The sequence below is a fragment of the Microbulbifer mixtoriginis (SeqCode) genome (assembly GCF_052466765.1).
Genome location: NZ_CP174289.1, coordinates 602,624 through 619,312, shown reverse-complemented (window position 1 = coordinate 619,312; position 16,689 = coordinate 602,624). Strand labels below are relative to the sequence as shown.

The window sequence follows — 16,689 nt, the reverse complement described above, 5'->3', positions numbered from 1 at the left end:
ATTGGGGAGATAATCGGAGTCTTGGGTTTAAGTCAGAAAATGAGCCTTTATTAAGAGTTTTTATTTGAGGGTCTCTTGGTTGTAAAGGGGTATTCACCTTTTTCGAAAGCAGGCTAGGGTTGATAGTGTAACCTTAAGTTTGTTTGGCTCTTCGCACAATCAACCCCGCCTATGCTTCTCAGTAGGCCCCTACTGCTCCTGTATCATTTCCACTGGGCCATGATCATCACAGTGATCACCGTGTACATGATGCAGGTGTCCATCTACCAGATAATCGAAGTGATCTCCATGGGGAATACGTTCGTGTCCGCAGTTTTCCCCATGGACATGAGTGGCGTGTGTGCTGGTAGTGACAGGGTTGCAGCTCGCGGGATTTTTGCTGCTGACTTCCAGCACGTGCTCATCATAGTGGCCATGGTGGGGATGGTGTAGATGGCCATTGTGCAAATAACAAACATGGTCTCCATGCCGTATAGCGGCATGCCCGCAGTGGGGGCCGTGCTTATGGGAGTGGTTGTCCGCCTGATGACATGAAGAACTGGTCATTTTGAGCCCTCAATGATAGCACTGAACTTCTAAATACATCCTTGTCAGCTACAACAAGGATACCTTCCATGCATTCGCATAATTCTACTTTAGAAACGCATTGACCCCTTTCAAAGCAATAAATACGTCTTAGGGTCTGTGGCAGCGTCTGTTCACTTCACCGGGAGGATGTCTGGCGGAATCTTACTTCCTTAGCAAATATGACCAAATACAGGAAATAGCCACAAATTACCCTGTCAACCGCATTGCAATCGATTGCAATTCTGCTTTATAGTTGTTCCAAAGTGTCGTCTCACAGGACGGGTACATAAATTGCAATCGTTTGCATTGGCGTGTGCCAGACACATCTCAAAATCCAATAAGAATGACGATGAGAGGGAAGTTTTAATGAAGAAGAATCCTCTAGCGCTGGCTATACCTCTTGGGGCCATGCAGCTGGGCTCCTGGGGCTATGCCACAGCTCAGGAAGCCACTTCACCATTGGCGTCTGAAGATAGGGTGATTGAGGAAGTGATCACCACGGGAACCCCAGGTGGTGCCGGTATAAAAAAGCTGGATGCGAGCTTTTCAATCACAACCCTGAGTGACGATGAAATCGGTAAAGCCTCCCCGTCTAGCACTGCAGATTTGCTGAAGTCTATCCCAGGTCTTTGGGTTGAAAGCTCTGGCGGCGTATCTGGTGCAAACATTGATGTACGGGGATTTCCGGGCGGCAGTGACGCTCCGTTTGTGACGGTCTCTATGAATGGCTTGCCACTTTACCCGGCACCGACTCTTTCTTTCATGGAAAACTCCTCTCTATTCCGTGTGGATGAGACGATCCAGCGTGTAGAAGGCCTGCGCGGTGGCCCTAATCCGGTCTACTCTAACGGCCAGCCGGGTCTCACGACCAATTTCATTTTGAAAGAGGGGACCGAAGAAACCGAGGGTCGCTTTAAATACACCACTTCGGACTATGACCTTCAAAGGGCTGATGCCCTTCTGACTGGGAAGCTCAGCGAAGATGTGTACTACATGATGGGTGGGTATGTGAGTTCTTCTCCCGGTATTCGCGATGCCGGTTTTGATGCAGAAGAAGGTCACCAGTTCACCTTGCACCTGACTAAAGAGATGGACAACGGCAAAGCCGGTTTCTACGTACGAGATACTAAAGATACTGGCACCTGGTATCTGCCAAATGCTTCCTTCCTGGCAACTGACTACACCCAAGTGGGTCCCAGCAATCGCAAGGTTTCAGTGCCCATTTCCCAGGCCGACGGAAATGGTGGCTCCGAAACGCGCTGGGAAACTTTTGATATGGGAGAAGGCCGTGGTTGGGACGGCATCGTAGCTGGCGCCTACCTTGAGCTGGACCTGGGTAATGGCTGGAGCCTTACTGAGCGTTTTGGTTTGACCAGTGGTAATGCTGATACTTTAGGTTTTGTACCCAATGGTCGCCCGGTATTACCTAGTGAGTTGCGATACGACGATGGTACAAGCGTAACTTCAGCTACTACCGTGTCTGGGGCTGAGGTCAGTAATGAAACTTTGTTGCAGCAATTCGGTGCTTGGGTAGTACGAAAAGATATTGAGGCAACGACCAACGATATCAGCCTAGCCAAAGAGTGGGATAACTTTAAGGTAACCGCAGGCTATTACACTTCTAGTTGGGAAGTTGATGAGTGGTGGAGTCTTGGAAACCAAGCGTACTATGTACTTGGTCATGATGGTGAGCAAGTTGCTGGCGATATTTCTTGTGATGATAAAGAACTCGACCCAGTTCTTTGTTGGAGCCATGATCTTGAAGCGGTAGGTGATGCCCGAGAAAACGCATTATACATTGCTGGTGAGTTTTACCTGGGCGATTTCACTTTTGATTTGGGTGTGCGCTCAGCAAATCGTGAAACTAACTACTCAGTAGATGAAGGTGTTCGTGATGGGATTTTTAACACCTATAAGGCGGATGAAGAGGGTACTGCCTATACAGCTGCAGTAGATTGGGCCTTCGCTGAGAATATGGGGGCTTTCTTCCGTATAAATTCAGGCTTCAAATTTGCGGACTTTGATAATTATCGCGAGTTTGGCGAGAGCTTCCGCGCGGGTTCCGATCTGATTATCGATATCGACCAATATGAGCTGGGCTACAAGCTGCAGGATCAAGACTACTCGCTGTTTGCCACCCTTTTCTACAATGAAACCCAGGGAATGCCTGATTGCATTATTGGTAGCACCACATGCGCCCGCCTGGAAACAGAGGCGTTGGGCCTTGAGCTTGATGGCAAGGTCCACTGGGGTGACTTCACTTTGGGCCTGAATGCAACTTTGCAGAAGCCAGAAATCACCAGCGGTGACTATAAAGGTAATCAAGTGATGCGCCAGCCCGAGTACCAAGTACGCCTAAGCCAGAACTATGATTTCACGATCAGCAATATTGATATGGCGGTGTTTGGTGGAGTAAGCCGAGTGGGTGATCGTTTCAATGACAGTAAAAACTCGGTGACGCTGCCGGGTTATACCAAAGTGGATTTTGGAGCAGTGGCCTACTTAAACGATATTACCGTTCAGCTTGCACTGGATAACCTCACCGATGAGGAGGGTATCACCGAGGGAGACCCAAGGGATCCTCAGGCAACCAATGTTCGTTATATCCTGCCGCGCAATATCAAGTTAAGCATCGCTTACGACTTCTAGTTTGACTCAAACCTCTCCCGCAGGTTTTATGAGCTTTGCCGCACAATTTCTATTGTGCGGCTTTTTTATGCCTTCTTGCCACTTGTCCTTAAAATGCTCGACTTGGTCGAATTTTCAGCATTATTAAGATTGATTATTGTCCCTATCAATTAACGAGCCTCTTATAAAGTAAATATTATAGTGATTTCCCTGGCAAAGGTTTTCTGGGATAGTGCTTGTAGATGTTGCTGGCTAAATTGGTAAGTTGTACGAGTTGTTCTTTCGGCAGGTATATTTTTCAGTTAAATATGCAGCATTAAGAGCTACGTCTGTGTCGGGTAAATAGTGTTATTTGATTTAGGTGAATGAGGGACAGGAGTTACCGGTTTGACAATGTTTTGGGTGCCGATACTCACCGTAGATATTATGTAAGCTATAAATTCCAAGGAAGATTATAAAAATTTATACCGCATTTTTACTCAGTGTTCTTTGTAGCTCAGTTTGGGCGCAAGATGAGCATAAATATGAGTTTGTTACCATTGGAGGGAATACAATATCCTATCTTTGTAAAGAGGAGGGTGAGGATAAAAAAGTAGTATTGATGGTTTCAGGTATGGGGTTAGATGCGCATAGTACCTATAAAAATACCTTTCATAAATTCTCTTCTAATGATTTTATGCTTTGTATCTACGATCGGCCTGGAGTTGGAAAAAGTGCGCATGCCGTTCCAAAAGTTAGATCGATGGATGTGCTTTCTGCTGAGCTTGAGGCTTTCGTGGAGTTTAAAAAATGGGACTCCGTAGTTCTTGTGGCCCACTCATTTGGTGGTTTAGTAGCAAGGGCATTTGCAAGTGAAAACCCCAGCAGGGTGTCTGCCCTTCTATTTGTGGATGCAGCCCATGAATCCTGGTACGGAAACCTGAAGTCTTCTTTATCCAAGGAGGGGTGGGCAACGATGCAGTGGATTATGGCGTGGGAAAAGGAAAAGCATTCCTTCGAAGATTTTGCAGAGTCTGCATCAAAACCAGAGCGTTATGAGTTAAAGAAAGAGATTCCAATCACGGTTATGAGTAGAGGGTTGCCACATACCACAATTCGTCAGACTAAAATGAGTTATGCAGATGTAGATGCTTACAACAGGACTTGGGATCAGTCGCAAATTGAACTCACCAAGATTAGTGACAACGCCAAGCATGTAATTATGAAATACTCCTCGCATCTGTACGATAAAACCGATCCGTGGATTGTACTTGAAGAGCTGGATCAACTTTTATCTAAAGTTAAGCCTTCCCCTGAAGAAGGCCTGGGACGTAGGACATCAAACTAAAGTTTGATGCTATTAAAGAACCCCGGGCTCAATTTTAGTGAGAATTTTTATTTTTATAAATGTGTTCAGGGTTGATCTGGTAATGTGTTGTCCCTAAAAAGGGTAATGGTCAAATTAAGCCTGAACCAATAGGTGGGATGGTTTTCATGGTGCGGGCTTAATAAGTAGTGCCTACTTGCAATGACCAGCCAAAGAGTACCTGTGATCAAGATGTAAACTGGGTCAAAATAATGTGAATCGCGACTCAGTCCCAAAGAGTTAAGCCTGTGTTCCTCTGTTGGCACTTCCTGTCTCAGGTGAATGGTTTAGTTGTACGTCAACTTTTCTTGGCTATTAAATCCAATTGCCTCGGTTTAATTAAAAAGAAGCCTAGTCATCAACTTAGATTACACTTCTATAGCACCAGAACACTATTTTATGTAAAGATCCCAATCTCAGTTCAATAAGAGGGTTGCATGTCTATTGATCTTATCGATGCACAGGTTTCATCTACAGGGCAGTTTGAGATCCTATCCAAGTATGAAATTAATCGGCTTAGTAGCGAGAGTCGTGGTTCACAATACCAAACCTTTAGAAACTGCTCACTAGCGGTGCTAAATAGTGGCGGTTTTATGGATGATGGTAAGGAGCTTCTGGAAACCTTTGCTAATTTTGATATCTCTGTTGTCCCCACAGAGCGCAGTATAAAACTACAGCTTAAAAACGCTCCAGCCAGTGCTTTTGTTGATGGCAAAATTATCAGTGGTATTGCAGAGCATTTGTTTGCGGTACTGAGAGATATTATTTATGTAAATAGTGAAATCACCGGCAGTAAGTTACATGACTTAACCTCCTCTCAGGGCATTACCGATGCGGTTTTTCATATTATGAGAAATGCCGGTACCTTCGATAGAGTCCGCACGCCTAGGCTGGTAGTATGCTGGGGAGGGCACTCAATCTTATCTGAAGAGTACGATTATACTAAGCAGGTAGGTTATGAGTTGGCTTTGCGCCACCTTGATATTTGTACCGGTTGTGGGCCGGGAGCAATGAAGGGGCCAATGAAAGGTGCCACAATAGGCCATGCCAAGCAGCGCGATCGCCATGGCCAGTACCTTGGTGTTACCGAACCCGGTATTATTGCTGCAGAAGCGCCAAATGCAATCGTCAATCAACTGGTTATTCTGCCAGATATTGAAAAACGCTTAGAAGCTTTTGTACGCACAGGCCACGGAATTGTGGTTTTCCCAGGGGGGGCAGGTACTGCTGAGGAGATCATCTATCTCCTGGGGATACTCCTACACGAAGAAAATAAGGATCAGCCATTCCCTGTTATCTTCACCGGCCCACCTAGTGCAACGGAATATTTTGTTCGTATTGATGAATTTATTTCCTCTACTTTGGGCAAAGAAGCTCGTTCAAGATACCAAATTATTATTGATAACCCACAGGAAGTGGCTAGACAAATGTCGGTAGGCATACAGGAAGTCAAGTCTTTCCGCAAAGCAACGGATGACGCCTACTATTTTAACTGGAAGTTAAAAGTTGCTAATGAATTTCAGCAGCCGTTTATACCAACTCATGAAAGTATGCTGAACCTCGCCTTACATAAAAGCCAAGAACCCTATCTCTTAGCTGCCAACCTGCGACGTGCATTCTCTGGAGTCGTATCTGGTAATGTAAAAAATGAAGGGATTCGAATGGTTGAGGAGTATGGACCTTATGAGCTGCGTGGTGATTCGAGCATTATGCGCAGCATTGATATTATGCTGGAGTCTTTTGTGAAACAACAGAGAATGAAGCTGCCGGGTAAAGAGTATGTTCCCTGCTATAAGGTAATTTCCAAGTAGTTGCAGAATTTTCTATCAGAAATAGTAATGTGCAAGGGGGTGCTAGGTGGGGTAGAGCTCTAGAAAAATAATTATTATGTATAGAAAAAATTACACCCCTCTGTAAGTTTGCTGTGTAACCTAGATATAAGAAGATGTTTAGTAGGGCTAAAGAGAAATTTTTGCCTTAATTGGATTGTTTTTATGACTGTTTAGTTGTTAATAAGGATTTATATGAAGGACCATAACTATTACAACAAGATTTGCGAAGGTAAGCTTCCAGGGCTTCCAGGGCTTCCAGGGCTTCCAGGGCTTCCAGGGCTTCCAGGGCTTCCAGGGCTTCCAGGGCTTCCAGGGCTTCTGGGGATTGAACTTGTGAAAGTTGCTGAGGGCGAGATCCATGCAGAGATGAAAATTTTGGAGTCTCATTTGGCACCTAATGGCTACTTACATACTGGTAGCGTCGTTTCTTTGGCCGATACGGCCTGTGGTATTGGCTGCTTGGCGAACTTACCAGAAAAGGCTTCTGGTTTTACTACTGTTGAACTGAAGTCGAATCATCTGGGAACAGTTCGGGACGGGATTGTTCTTTGTGCTGCAACACCTGTTCATATGGGGCGGACCACTCAGGTATGGGATGCTTCTGTAGTTTGTAAGAGTACGGGTAAAAAGTTGGCATTGTTTCGCTGCACGCAATTGATTTTATACCCGTGACTGAGGATTGCCCCCAGCTTGAACAGCAGTACTTATTTGCAGGGGCTCCTTCTGGAAGTTATATTCTTACCATATTGGGAGGATGATCGATCAGTGTCACTCTTCCCTTGCCTTATAAGAATAACCCGCTGGTGCTTTTCTAATGCTTCGTCCATTTCTACTTGCTCTAATATTTCTCTCTTTAGTTTTTCCCGTTCTCGCAGAAGAAAAGGCATCTGACCAGTTAGATAGTTGGCGATTGGTGAGCTTTAAAAATGAGCCGTTATTGAATTTACATCTATATTTGTATGAATTGGCAAGAGATAAAAATCTATATGCGGCTCTAAAGAAGGAGGAAGGCATTGTTGCTGATCAGTTGTACCTCTTCGAGAGGGCGATCAATGATTATATTACACATGGGGCTGAACAAAATATTAATATTATTCGGTCTAGCGGGGAAGTGGCAGATCTAACAGCCCTGCTTTTATCCGGCACTCCTGTCGATTCTGAATCAGTTAATAATAACTTATCTGCTCATTTGCAGGAGCTTTCCACTCTTTATAATGAGCAAATGTGGGGTCTGCATAGAGAAAGTAACTTTAGGTGGTATCTAAGTTTACGGGAGAAGCTGGATGTGTATGGTGACCCAATTGCTAGCCGGCTCGAAGACCTCTTTGGTGAAAAACTGCTAGTAAATGCGCATACAGTAAATATTGTCTATAAGCCTGGTATGCGACAGGGAGCTACCACTTCAGGAAGAAGTTCTCAAACTATTATCAATAGTACCTATTCAGATTACTCAGGCTGGCTTGCATTAGAAATGTTTTTTCATGAGTTAACACATGCTAACAGTGTAAATCGCAAAAGCAAACTTCAAGGGATAATCAGCAGTGAGTTTGATAAATATGACTTAAAGGCTCATAAACATATTTGGCATCCAATTCATTTTTATACAGTTGGTGAAGTTGTTAGAAGAGTTATTTCAAAGGAAGAGCCAAATTTCACAGATTACGCAACACTGAACGGTTTATATGTTGGGCGCTGGAATTATAAATCCCTTCTTGATAAGTATTGGATACCTTACTTGAATGGTTTGGTTTCAATGGAAGAGGCGATAGCTAATATTGCCAAAAATCTGTCAAAAGAAAAACGTGAGAATTAAGTGCCTCTTTGGTTGAGATCAATTTTAAGGTTATTGTTAATTTCATTATAGGTCTTAAAGGAATAGTCATGCAGCCTATCAAATTATCGGAACACCCTGAAGGCGGGAGATTTCTTGAAGTGTTCAGGTCCAATGCAGTGGTGACCAATAATAAAGGGCAGAGAAGATCAGCGCTCACTCACATTTATTTTTCATTAGATAAAGGCGAGGTAAGCCGATTTCATAAAGTGCAATCGGATGAGGTGTGGAATTTATATCAAGGCGCAGGACTCTATCTTTATACTTGGAATGACTTGGATAAGAATGTTCAGAGGATGGAAATTTCGTCCAATAATAATACGTTTTGTCAGGTTGTTCCAGCTGGAACTTGGCAGGCAGCTGAACCTATTGGAAAGACAGTACTGGTAGGCTGCTCCGTTGGGCCAGGATTTGAATTTGCTGATTTTAGCCTGATAGATTCACAATCGATTGAGGCTAAAAAGTTAATTTTCATAAATTCCGACATGTTGAAGTTTATTTAGTTTTAGGTGGGTGGTTGTTCTCATGCAAATGAAGGGGTAAAAGGGTATCTATAGCATTGTAGGTCATATATTCCTTACTATATTTGGGGGTTGATCGCTGGTTTGGGGTTTATAAGTCTGGGGAAATGGGGCTGGTAATTTTGCTCAATCACTCAGTGAATTCTTAGGAAAGGTCAGATACTTATTCTGGTTTTTATTTCTTCGAGTACACGTATTTTCCATATATGCGTAGGGTGATTTCTCCCCAACCTATTGATTGGTGGCCCTTTCTTTCATATCTCGTTTCTGTTGGGGTTGGTTTTTCGAAGTAACCTTAGTACGTGTTAAATATGTTGCAGCAGTAAAGCTTAGCTTTAGGGAGAGACTGCTAGTAGTCGCTATTTAGTGGGCTACCTCTTTACAATATTAGAAAGAAAGTAACGCTGAATAGAAGGAGAGCAATCTTTCTATTCAGCTTGAATATTGATTTTGCAACAGTTCTTACATTTAACTGATTGAAGCTGCGTGGATAGCAGAAAGAAAAAAGTCTTTAGGGACGAACTCCGACAGGCTGCCGACAATAAAATCAGCTTCTCTCAGGGAATTTTCACTCCCCACCCCAACAGCAGTCATTCCGTTGGCGGCTTTGATCGCAGCGACCCCGGCAGCAGCATCCTCAAAGGCAACACAGAGTTCAGGTTCAACTTGTAGGCCTTGCGCTGCTGCGAGGAAAATATCCGGGCAGGGTTTAGGTGCGGACTGTTCTGGGTCGGCAATTGTTGAGAAGTAATGTGATATCTCCAATGCTTGTAAAACGGCCTGCGCATTCTTACTGGCTGAGGCTAGGGCAATGGGGATTTGTTTCTCGTTTAACCAGGCGAGAAGCTCCCCAGCACCGGGCAGTAGATCTTTTGGGGATAAGCTGCGAATCAGTTTCTGATAATAACTATTTTTTCTGCTAGCTAGATCGATCTTTTCCTTTTCACTAAACCGATCGCTCTCTTCCCCAAGAATCACTTCCAATGAGGCCATACGCTCCAGTCCCTTAAGCCTTTCACCGGTATCTTCAGCCCATGGGCGCTTGAGTTCTTGGGCCAGTTGGTGCCAGGCTTTCAGGTGCAGTCGTGCGGTATCTGCGAGTACACCATCCAGATCAAAAATTGCTGCACGATAGATCACTGTGTTACCTCCACTGGTGGTGCTATCTCAAATGTTTGGGTTTCGCCTACTGCGAGAAATACGGGTTCATGAATGTGATGAAGGTTGATGGGCTTGCCAGTTATCAGGGTATAGCTGGCATTACTGCAATTGATGTCCACTTCCATGGTGCGACCACGGAATTGCAGACGGAAGCGATACCCTTCCATACCCTCGGGTACAAACGGGGCGAAGCTCAATTCGGTACCATGCAGGCGCATACCGGCAAAGCCCTGCACCATGCACATCCAGGTGCCGCCCATACAGGCGGTATGGATACCGTGCTGGGTATTATTGTGGTGATTGTCCAGGTCCATTCGTGCTACTTGCTGGAAGTAGTCGAGCGCTTTTTCAGGGTATCCCACCTCACTGGCAATAATGCTGTGGATGCAGGCGGATAGGGTGGAATCGTGTGTAGTGAGCGGTTCGTAAAAATCGAAGTCGCGGCGTTTTTGTTCGATGGAAAACTCGGAACTTTCGAGCAATAGTCCCAAGACTACATCTGCCTGCTTGCAAACCTGATGTCGATAAATTACCAGTGGATGGTAGTGCAGTAGCAGGGGGTAATGATTTGCCGGTGTTTGCTCAAAGTCCCACACTGGCTTGTCGAGGAAGCCATCATCCTGCGGGTGGATACCTTGGGATTGGTCGTAGGGAAGGTACATGGCCTTTGCGGCTTTTGCCCAAAGCATGGGCTCCTGTGGGCCCAACTCTATACGCTGGGCCAAGGCCAGGCACGCTTCTGGATCAAAGGATTGCAACCATTGGTATACCTCTGCAGCATACTCCAAATGCGCACGGGCCATCAGGTTGGTATAGAAGTTGTTATCTACCAACGCAGTATATTCATCCGGGCCAGTGACTTCATTAATACAAAATTGGTTGTTTCGGCGAGGGTTGAAGTGGCCAATTTCCATCCATAGGCGGGCCCCCTCAATAACCAGCTCCGCCCCTTTTGCCCGCAGAAACTCTGTATCGCCAGTGACTCGGCTGTAGTGGCGAACCGCATAGGCGATATCCGCATTGATATGAAACTGGGCGGTGCCGGCAGGGTAGTATGCAGAGCACTCCTCCCCGCCAATGGTGCGCCAGGGAAAGAGTGCGCCCTTGCTGATCGCCAGCTCTCGGGCACGGGCACGGGCCGCATCCAGGATCGAGTGGCGATACTCCAGCAGGTGGCGGGCCATATTGGGCTGGGTGTAGAGAAAAAACGGCAATACATAGATTTCTGTATCCCAGAAGTAATGGCCGTCGTAACCATCTCCCGAGAGCCCTTTAGCAGCGATATTCGTACGTCCATCCCTGCCTAGGGATTGGAATAGGTGGAAAAGATTAAATCGAATACCTTGCTGTAGGCTGTCGTTGCCAAGTACCTGGATATCGGATTCTTGCCAGAATTTATCCATCTCTATGCGTTGGGCCTTGGCATATTCAGCAAAACTTTTATTGGCGTTGAGCTCAAGGTATTGGCGAAGTGATCCAGCTTCAATCGGCTCAGCCCTTTGCTCTGCGAAGTAGGCTAGGTATTTGGTCAGTCCTATGGGTTTACCCCGTTGGGCAACACATCGGTATTCGGTGGCTACTCGGTTTTCATGGCGCAGATTAGTCATTGTGTGGCCCGCACTGGCCTGCAGGCGGTGTGTGGCGGCACAGCGAATCTCATAGCCACTGCTTCTAACTGAGAGCGCCAGTGCCAAGTAGTCACCATCGGCGACGTTATTCAGCCATTGGATATCCCCTTGGTCAATGGGGGAAGCCAGGCGTGGATCGTCACTGCGCTCGGCTTGGTCGAGATTGCCATCCAGCCCCGTTAACAAGCGTATCTCCCCACCAAAATCCAGTGGAGTGATTTCAACATGGATGAGCACTAGGTGTTTTTCAGTTAGGCAGATTTGGCGCTGGGTTTTGAGCCTGAGGGTTTTTCCAAGAGGTGAACGCCAGGTGAGGCTGCGCGCAAGGGTTGCGCTGGCCATATCCAGATGGCGCTCATACTCGAGTATTTCACCCTCAGCGAGGTTGAAACGCTCTCCATCAACCCAGATTTGAATACCCTTGCCGTCCGGTACTGTTAGCATGCGCTGATTATTGCGGGCGTAGCCGTAAGCAGCCTCGCCGTAGCGAATAGGTTCACTGGCATAGACCCCATTGAGGTAACAGCCATCAGAAAAGGGCTCGGGATCAAAGCCTTCCTCAAAGGTGCCTCTCAGGCCAATAAAACCATTGCCCAGGGAGAATAGGGTGGCGTTAAGAGGGTAGTCATCCGCTTGAAACTCTCTTTCCAGCAGGCCCCAGGGGTGAATTTCAAGCTTATGTTGTTGTTCTTTCTTCATACCACTTACACAGAAACTGATGGTTAGGTGCTTTGCCGAAGTGATTAGCGCTTCGAGCAACTCCCTGCAGTCTATCGCTTGTACACATTAAAATGCAATCGATTGCATTTCGGGGGTAAAAAAATCTCCTCCTACGGTAGCTATGTGCTATTTGTGAGTGTAAAAATTCTTTAACTTATTGATAATAATGAATTTATTAGCATTGTTGTTATCTAGTAACCCGCTAGTCTGACCGGCGATCGCTGAATGGTCTCTATTTGGCAGTTTGAAACATTGCAAACGATTGCAATTCTTTTGTGGTAAGTCATACTGTTGAGTTCTGGGGGCGTGAAAATTTACAGTCATCAACCCACACTAAGAGATCAAAAAATGTACAATAACAGGCTGGTACGGCTGCACGCCTGAGCCATAGACCGATAAAGATTTCCTTATGAACAATCAGCGCATACTGCTTTCCCTATTCGCCATCTACTTTGTATTCGCCATTCTCTTGAACAGTGTCGGTACTGTGATACTGCAGGTGATTAATACTTACGGCGTGAGTAAATCTGCAGCCAGTGTATTGGAGGGCTTTAAGGATATCCCCATCGGCATCGTATCTTTTCTGGTGGCTTCGCAACTGCCGCGTTTCGGATTTAAGCGGGCCATGCTGATGGGGCTCGCTATTGTTACCGGGGCTTGTATTGCCATGCCCCTATTGCCAGGTTTCTGGACAGCAAAACTACTGTTCCTTTCCGTGGGAGTCGCATTTGCCTTGGTGAAGGTCGCGGTTTATTCAACTGTGGGCCTGTTAACCCGTGGTCCAAATGAACATGCGAGTATGGTGAATACCCTGGAGGGGGTATTTATGGTGGGGGTTCTTGGTGGGTATTGGCTGTTTAGTGCCTTTATCGACTCAGCCAATCCAGGTTCCATAGCTTGGCTGAGTGTGTATTGGGTGCTGGCTGCGATTTGTCTGTTTGCCTTTATTTTATTGTCGCTGACAAAAATGGATGAGTCGGGTACCCGGGTTGAAGGCACCAGTCCACGGCAGGATTTCTGGGCAATGATAAAACTGATGGCCAAGCCCCTGGTTTATATTTATGTAATTTCCGTTTTTATCTATGTGTTGATCGAACAGGGTATCGGCAGCTGGTTGCCCACGTTTAACAATGAAATTTTGAAGCTACCAGCGGCGATGAGCGTCCAGGCTGCCAGTATTTTTGCCGCAGGGCTCGCCTTGGGCCGCTTGGGGGCTGGGGCTATTATGCGGCGTTTACACTGGTACCCAGTGCTGAATGTCTGCCTGCTGGCAATGGCATTACTGGTGGTACTGACTCTGCCGCTATCCAGTGATGTGCAGGCCAACCCGGATATCAACTGGTTCAATGCGCCGATTGCGGCCTTTATTCTGCCTCTGATTGGCCTGTTTATGGCCCCCATTTATCCGGCAATCAACTCGGTGATGCTGAGTTCACTACCGACCCATCAGCATTCGGCGATGACCGGGCTTCTGGTGATTTTTTCTGCGCTAGGGGGCACTACCGGTTCACTGATTACGGGTTCGGTTTTTGAAGCCTTTGATGGTCAGGTGGCCTTTTACTTATCACTGGTGCCGATCTCGGTAATTCTAGTCAGCTTGTTCTTTTTCCGTAGGGCTGTGGAAGGGCGAGAAGTTGGGGCCTCAGCTAAGTTGACGGTTTGAGCTATCAGAGTTCATTTTACAAACTCTTGTAGCACGCCTAAGATGGCGTATTTCCCGCGAACAAGGTGAAGTACGCATGCCTAAGGATTCCTCCTCTCCCGTCTCCATGTCCGATATTGCACGGCTGGCGGGAGTTTCTGAATCCACTGTTTCCCGCGCGCTGAATAACAACCCGCTAATCAATGAAAAGACTCGGGAGCGTATTCAGCAAATCGCGCGTAGTATGAATTACAAAATCAACGAGAGTGCACGCAATCTGCGTTTAAAACGCAGCCATACCATTTCTGTCGTCATCAATACCGGAAGCGCCGGAGGCCAGACTTTTTCCGACCCCTTTATGTTGGACATGATTGGCGCGATTGCCGATCGCTTGGCCGAGCACAGATATGATCTACTGTTTTCAAATCGTATCGTTACAAGTGACGATTGGCATGCCTACTTAATGGGGTCTCGCCGCGCCGATGGGGTAATTGTGATTGGACAAGGGGTGGACGACAGCCCCCTGCGTGAACTACAACGCCAGGGCGATCCGTTGGTAGTATGGGGAGGTACTACCAAACCAGATCTCGATTACTGCATTGTAAGTAGTGACAATCAGATGGGAGGGCGCCAGGCCACCGAGCACCTACTCAAGCTGGGACGTCGTAACATCCTCTTTCTTGGTGATACTGCGCACCCCGAAATTTACGGTCGCTACGAGGGGTATAGGGCCGCACTTACCGCAGAGGGGCTGGGTAATAGCGAGCGTCAAATTCAGGTTTCTTTCTCCAGCGAAAGCGGTTATCAATCCATTGCAGACTTGCTAAAAACCGAGAGGTTGAGCTTCGATGCGATTTTCGCCGCAAGTGACAGCATTGCAATGGGAGCCATCAAGGCTTTGCAGAGCCAGGGTTACAAGGTTCCCGACGACATTGCAGTAGTTGGATTTGATGATATCCCCATCGCGCCTTTCTATACGCCCCCACTAACGACTGTGCGCCAGAATATCCAGCGTGGCGGTGAGCTGATGGTGGAGAAGATGATGCAGTTGATCGGTGATAAGACAGCAGAGCCAGCAGTGCTGCCAACCGAACTGGTGGTACGCTCTTCCTGTGGCGCCAACCCTGATTTCCAACCGATCCAGGAATATAGTCAGTAATCAATCTTGGCAGCTCCCCCTGGAGCTGTCTTAAGCGCTCTTGAATTTCTTCTGGTTCTCCAGGCACGCCAGTCTTCCGCCGAGTCCGTTGCTCTACAACCTAATAAGCCAAACTGTCAAAGCAACGATCTTTGCTCTGATAAAAGAGCGCGCTCGGTAGAACTCAATGGCAGATTCCAATACTTTCAAAAGTAAAGAGAGGTTGTTGGCGCTGATTGGCCTCAGCTTCGCTGTATTTTTGGTGGCAAATGATCTAACCATATTCCCCGCCGCCATCCCCACCATTGAGCAAGAGTTTAATTCTGACATTACAAGAGCCCAGTGGATTATCAACGGCTACATCCTCGTATTTGGTGTTCTGATTATCACGGGTGGACGTTTGGCTGATATTTATGGGCGGCGACGCATTTTTTTTATAGGTGCAGGTTTTTTTGCCTTCTTTTCGCTGCTTGCCGCTTTATCCATGGATATTTGGATGCTGCTAGTGTCCAGAGCCTTGATGGGAATTGGTGGGGCGCTGATGTGGCCGGCAATATTGGGGATGGTCTATGAACTCATACCAAAAGAGCGCTCGGGCCTGGCCGGCGGTCTAATCATGGGTGTGTGTGGAATCTCTGACTCCTTTGCCCCAATGTTAGGAGGTTTTTTAACCGAGTTTGCGAGTTGGCGATGGATATTTCTTCTCGATGTTATAGTCGCAGCATTAGTGTGTTTAGGCTGCTTGAAAACGGTCGCTGATGATAAGCCAGAGAAGATTGACGAGCATATTGACTACCTGGGAGTGACGATACTCTCTATTTCTTTGTTTAGCTTGTTAATGGCCTTGGATCTTGTCGTAGAACTGGGCTTTAAAAGTCCGATAGTTGTCCTCTTATTTATCATTAGCGTGTTTTTTCTGGGAGGCTTTACTGCTGTTGAGCGTAATGCCGGAAGTGATGCACTAATTCCCAAAGATGTTATGAGTAACAGGCGTTTCTTTGCGGCATGTGTAGTGACCTTATTGCTTTCAGTAGTCTTCTTTTCTGCGCTTGTATATATTCCACAGTTTCTCACCAAAGTGCGGGGTTATTCCCCAACATTGGCCGGCATTGGGCTGATGCCGATGATGATGGCTTACGGCTTAGTTTCCTATATATCCGGTAGGCTTTACGAAAAAATAGGAGCCAAGGTGATCATAGCGATAGGCTCGGTATTTATCAGTGTAGCAATGTTCATGCTCTCCCATATACAAGTAAATACCAGTTTCCGGGAGTTGATACCAGGCCTATTGGTGCTTGGTGCCGGGGTTGGTTTTTTCTTTTCGACAGTGACTACAGTTGCAGTGACCATTGTTGCTCGCAACCGATCGAGTCTGGCAGGCGGGATTATCTATATGTTCCAGATCGCCGGCGGCGCATTAGGCTTGGGAATGAATACCACCATAATTGCCTTAGCCCCAGATCTCTCAACCGGTATAGACCGAGCTTTCACAATTAATGCCTACTTAGCACTCATTGGGCTGGTGGTATCAGTTTTTTTTGTTGAGGGGGAGCCTCGTAGGGTAGGGAGTACAAAATAAAATATCTAAGAGGGTAGTAGTTCCTTTTATTTTCAAAAAGCCTAAAGCCTCCTTTTTTCTAACAATCAATGTTGTCTGGATATTTATACCAGCGTAA

At 46.5% G+C, this 16,689-nt stretch carries 13 protein-coding genes; 9 read left to right on the top strand and 4 right to left on the bottom strand.

All coding sequences use genetic code 11. The annotated features are described in order from the left end of the window. Window positions 1-189: 189 nt before the first annotated feature. Window positions 190-546 carry a hypothetical protein gene (locus ACJJIV_RS02555; RefSeq protein ID WP_444890655.1) on the bottom strand — a complete coding sequence of 119 codons (357 nt, stop codon included), beginning with the start codon at window positions 544-546 and terminating at the stop codon, window positions 190-192. A gap of 387 nt (window positions 547-933) precedes the next feature. Between ACJJIV_RS02555 and ACJJIV_RS02550 the strand changes: the two genes are divergently transcribed. The 3 genes from ACJJIV_RS02550 to ppnN all read left to right on the top strand — a co-directional run bounded on the left by ACJJIV_RS02550 (window position 934) and on the right by ppnN (window position 6,351). Then, a complete protein-coding gene (locus ACJJIV_RS02550) occupies window positions 934-3,216 on the top strand; it encodes a TonB-dependent receptor (protein WP_444890654.1) in 2,283 nt (760 codons plus the stop codon). Window positions 3,217-3,634: 418 nt separating this feature from the next. Beyond that, window positions 3,635-4,522: an alpha/beta hydrolase gene (locus ACJJIV_RS02545; protein ID WP_444891689.1), complete on the top strand. Its 888-nt coding sequence runs from the start codon at window positions 3,635-3,637 to the stop codon at window positions 4,520-4,522. A 455-nt stretch (window positions 4,523-4,977) separates the two neighbouring features. Continuing rightward, window positions 4,978-6,351: a nucleotide 5'-monophosphate nucleosidase PpnN gene (ppnN, locus tag ACJJIV_RS02540; protein WP_444890653.1), complete on the top strand. Its 1,374-nt coding sequence runs from the start codon at window positions 4,978-4,980 to the stop codon at window positions 6,349-6,351. A gap of 181 nt (window positions 6,352-6,532) precedes the next feature. On the opposite strand, the gene ACJJIV_RS02535 is transcribed toward ppnN, so the two are convergent. Continuing rightward, window positions 6,533-6,766: a hypothetical protein gene (locus tag ACJJIV_RS02535; RefSeq protein ID WP_444891746.1), complete on the bottom strand. Its 234-nt coding sequence runs from the start codon at window positions 6,764-6,766 to the stop codon at window positions 6,533-6,535. Here ACJJIV_RS02535 and ACJJIV_RS02530 point away from each other — a divergent pair. From ACJJIV_RS02530 to ACJJIV_RS02520, 3 genes are all read left to right on the top strand, one after another. Then, complete coding sequence (locus ACJJIV_RS02530; protein WP_444891688.1) at window positions 6,739-7,044, top strand: PaaI family thioesterase; 306 nt, start codon at window positions 6,739-6,741, stop codon at window positions 7,042-7,044. The two genes, ACJJIV_RS02535 and ACJJIV_RS02530, sit on opposite strands and share 28 nt — an antisense overlap. Before the next feature lie 142 nt (window positions 7,045-7,186). Continuing rightward, window positions 7,187-8,185, top strand: coding sequence for a hypothetical protein (locus ACJJIV_RS02525; protein WP_444890652.1), 999 nt, complete (start codon window positions 7,187-7,189; stop codon window positions 8,183-8,185). A gap of 68 nt (window positions 8,186-8,253) precedes the next feature. Next, on the top strand, window positions 8,254-8,706 hold the full coding sequence (locus ACJJIV_RS02520; protein WP_444890651.1) for a cupin domain-containing protein: 453 nt from the start codon (window positions 8,254-8,256) through the stop codon (window positions 8,704-8,706). A 486-nt stretch (window positions 8,707-9,192) separates the two neighbouring features. Here the strand turns inward: ACJJIV_RS02520 and pgmB are convergent, their stop codons facing one another. Together pgmB and ACJJIV_RS02510 are read right to left on the bottom strand one after the other, a co-directional pair. Further along, window positions 9,193-9,864: a beta-phosphoglucomutase gene (gene pgmB / locus ACJJIV_RS02515; RefSeq protein WP_444890650.1), complete on the bottom strand. Its 672-nt coding sequence runs from the start codon at window positions 9,862-9,864 to the stop codon at window positions 9,193-9,195. Further along, a complete protein-coding gene (locus tag ACJJIV_RS02510; RefSeq protein WP_444890649.1) occupies window positions 9,861-12,212 on the bottom strand; it encodes a glycoside hydrolase family 65 protein in 2,352 nt (783 codons plus the stop codon). Before ACJJIV_RS02510 ends, pgmB begins: the two co-directional genes overlap by 4 nt. A 430-nt stretch (window positions 12,213-12,642) precedes the next feature. Here ACJJIV_RS02510 and ACJJIV_RS02505 point away from each other — a divergent pair, with 430 nt between their 5' ends. From ACJJIV_RS02505 to ACJJIV_RS02495, 3 genes are all read left to right on the top strand, one after another. Beyond that, window positions 12,643-13,896 (top strand): MFS transporter, encoded by a 1,254-nt coding sequence (locus tag ACJJIV_RS02505; protein WP_444890648.1) that lies wholly within the window; start codon window positions 12,643-12,645, stop codon window positions 13,894-13,896. Window positions 13,897-13,972: 76 nt separating this feature from the next. After that, entirely contained in the window at window positions 13,973-15,034 is a 1,062-nt protein-coding gene (locus tag ACJJIV_RS02500) for a LacI family DNA-binding transcriptional regulator (RefSeq protein WP_444890647.1), read from the top strand. Between the two features lie 166 nt (window positions 15,035-15,200). Beyond that, window positions 15,201-16,592 (top strand): MFS transporter, encoded by a 1,392-nt coding sequence (locus tag ACJJIV_RS02495; protein WP_444890646.1) that lies wholly within the window; start codon window positions 15,201-15,203, stop codon window positions 16,590-16,592. The last annotated feature ends 97 nt before the right edge of the window (window positions 16,593-16,689 follow it).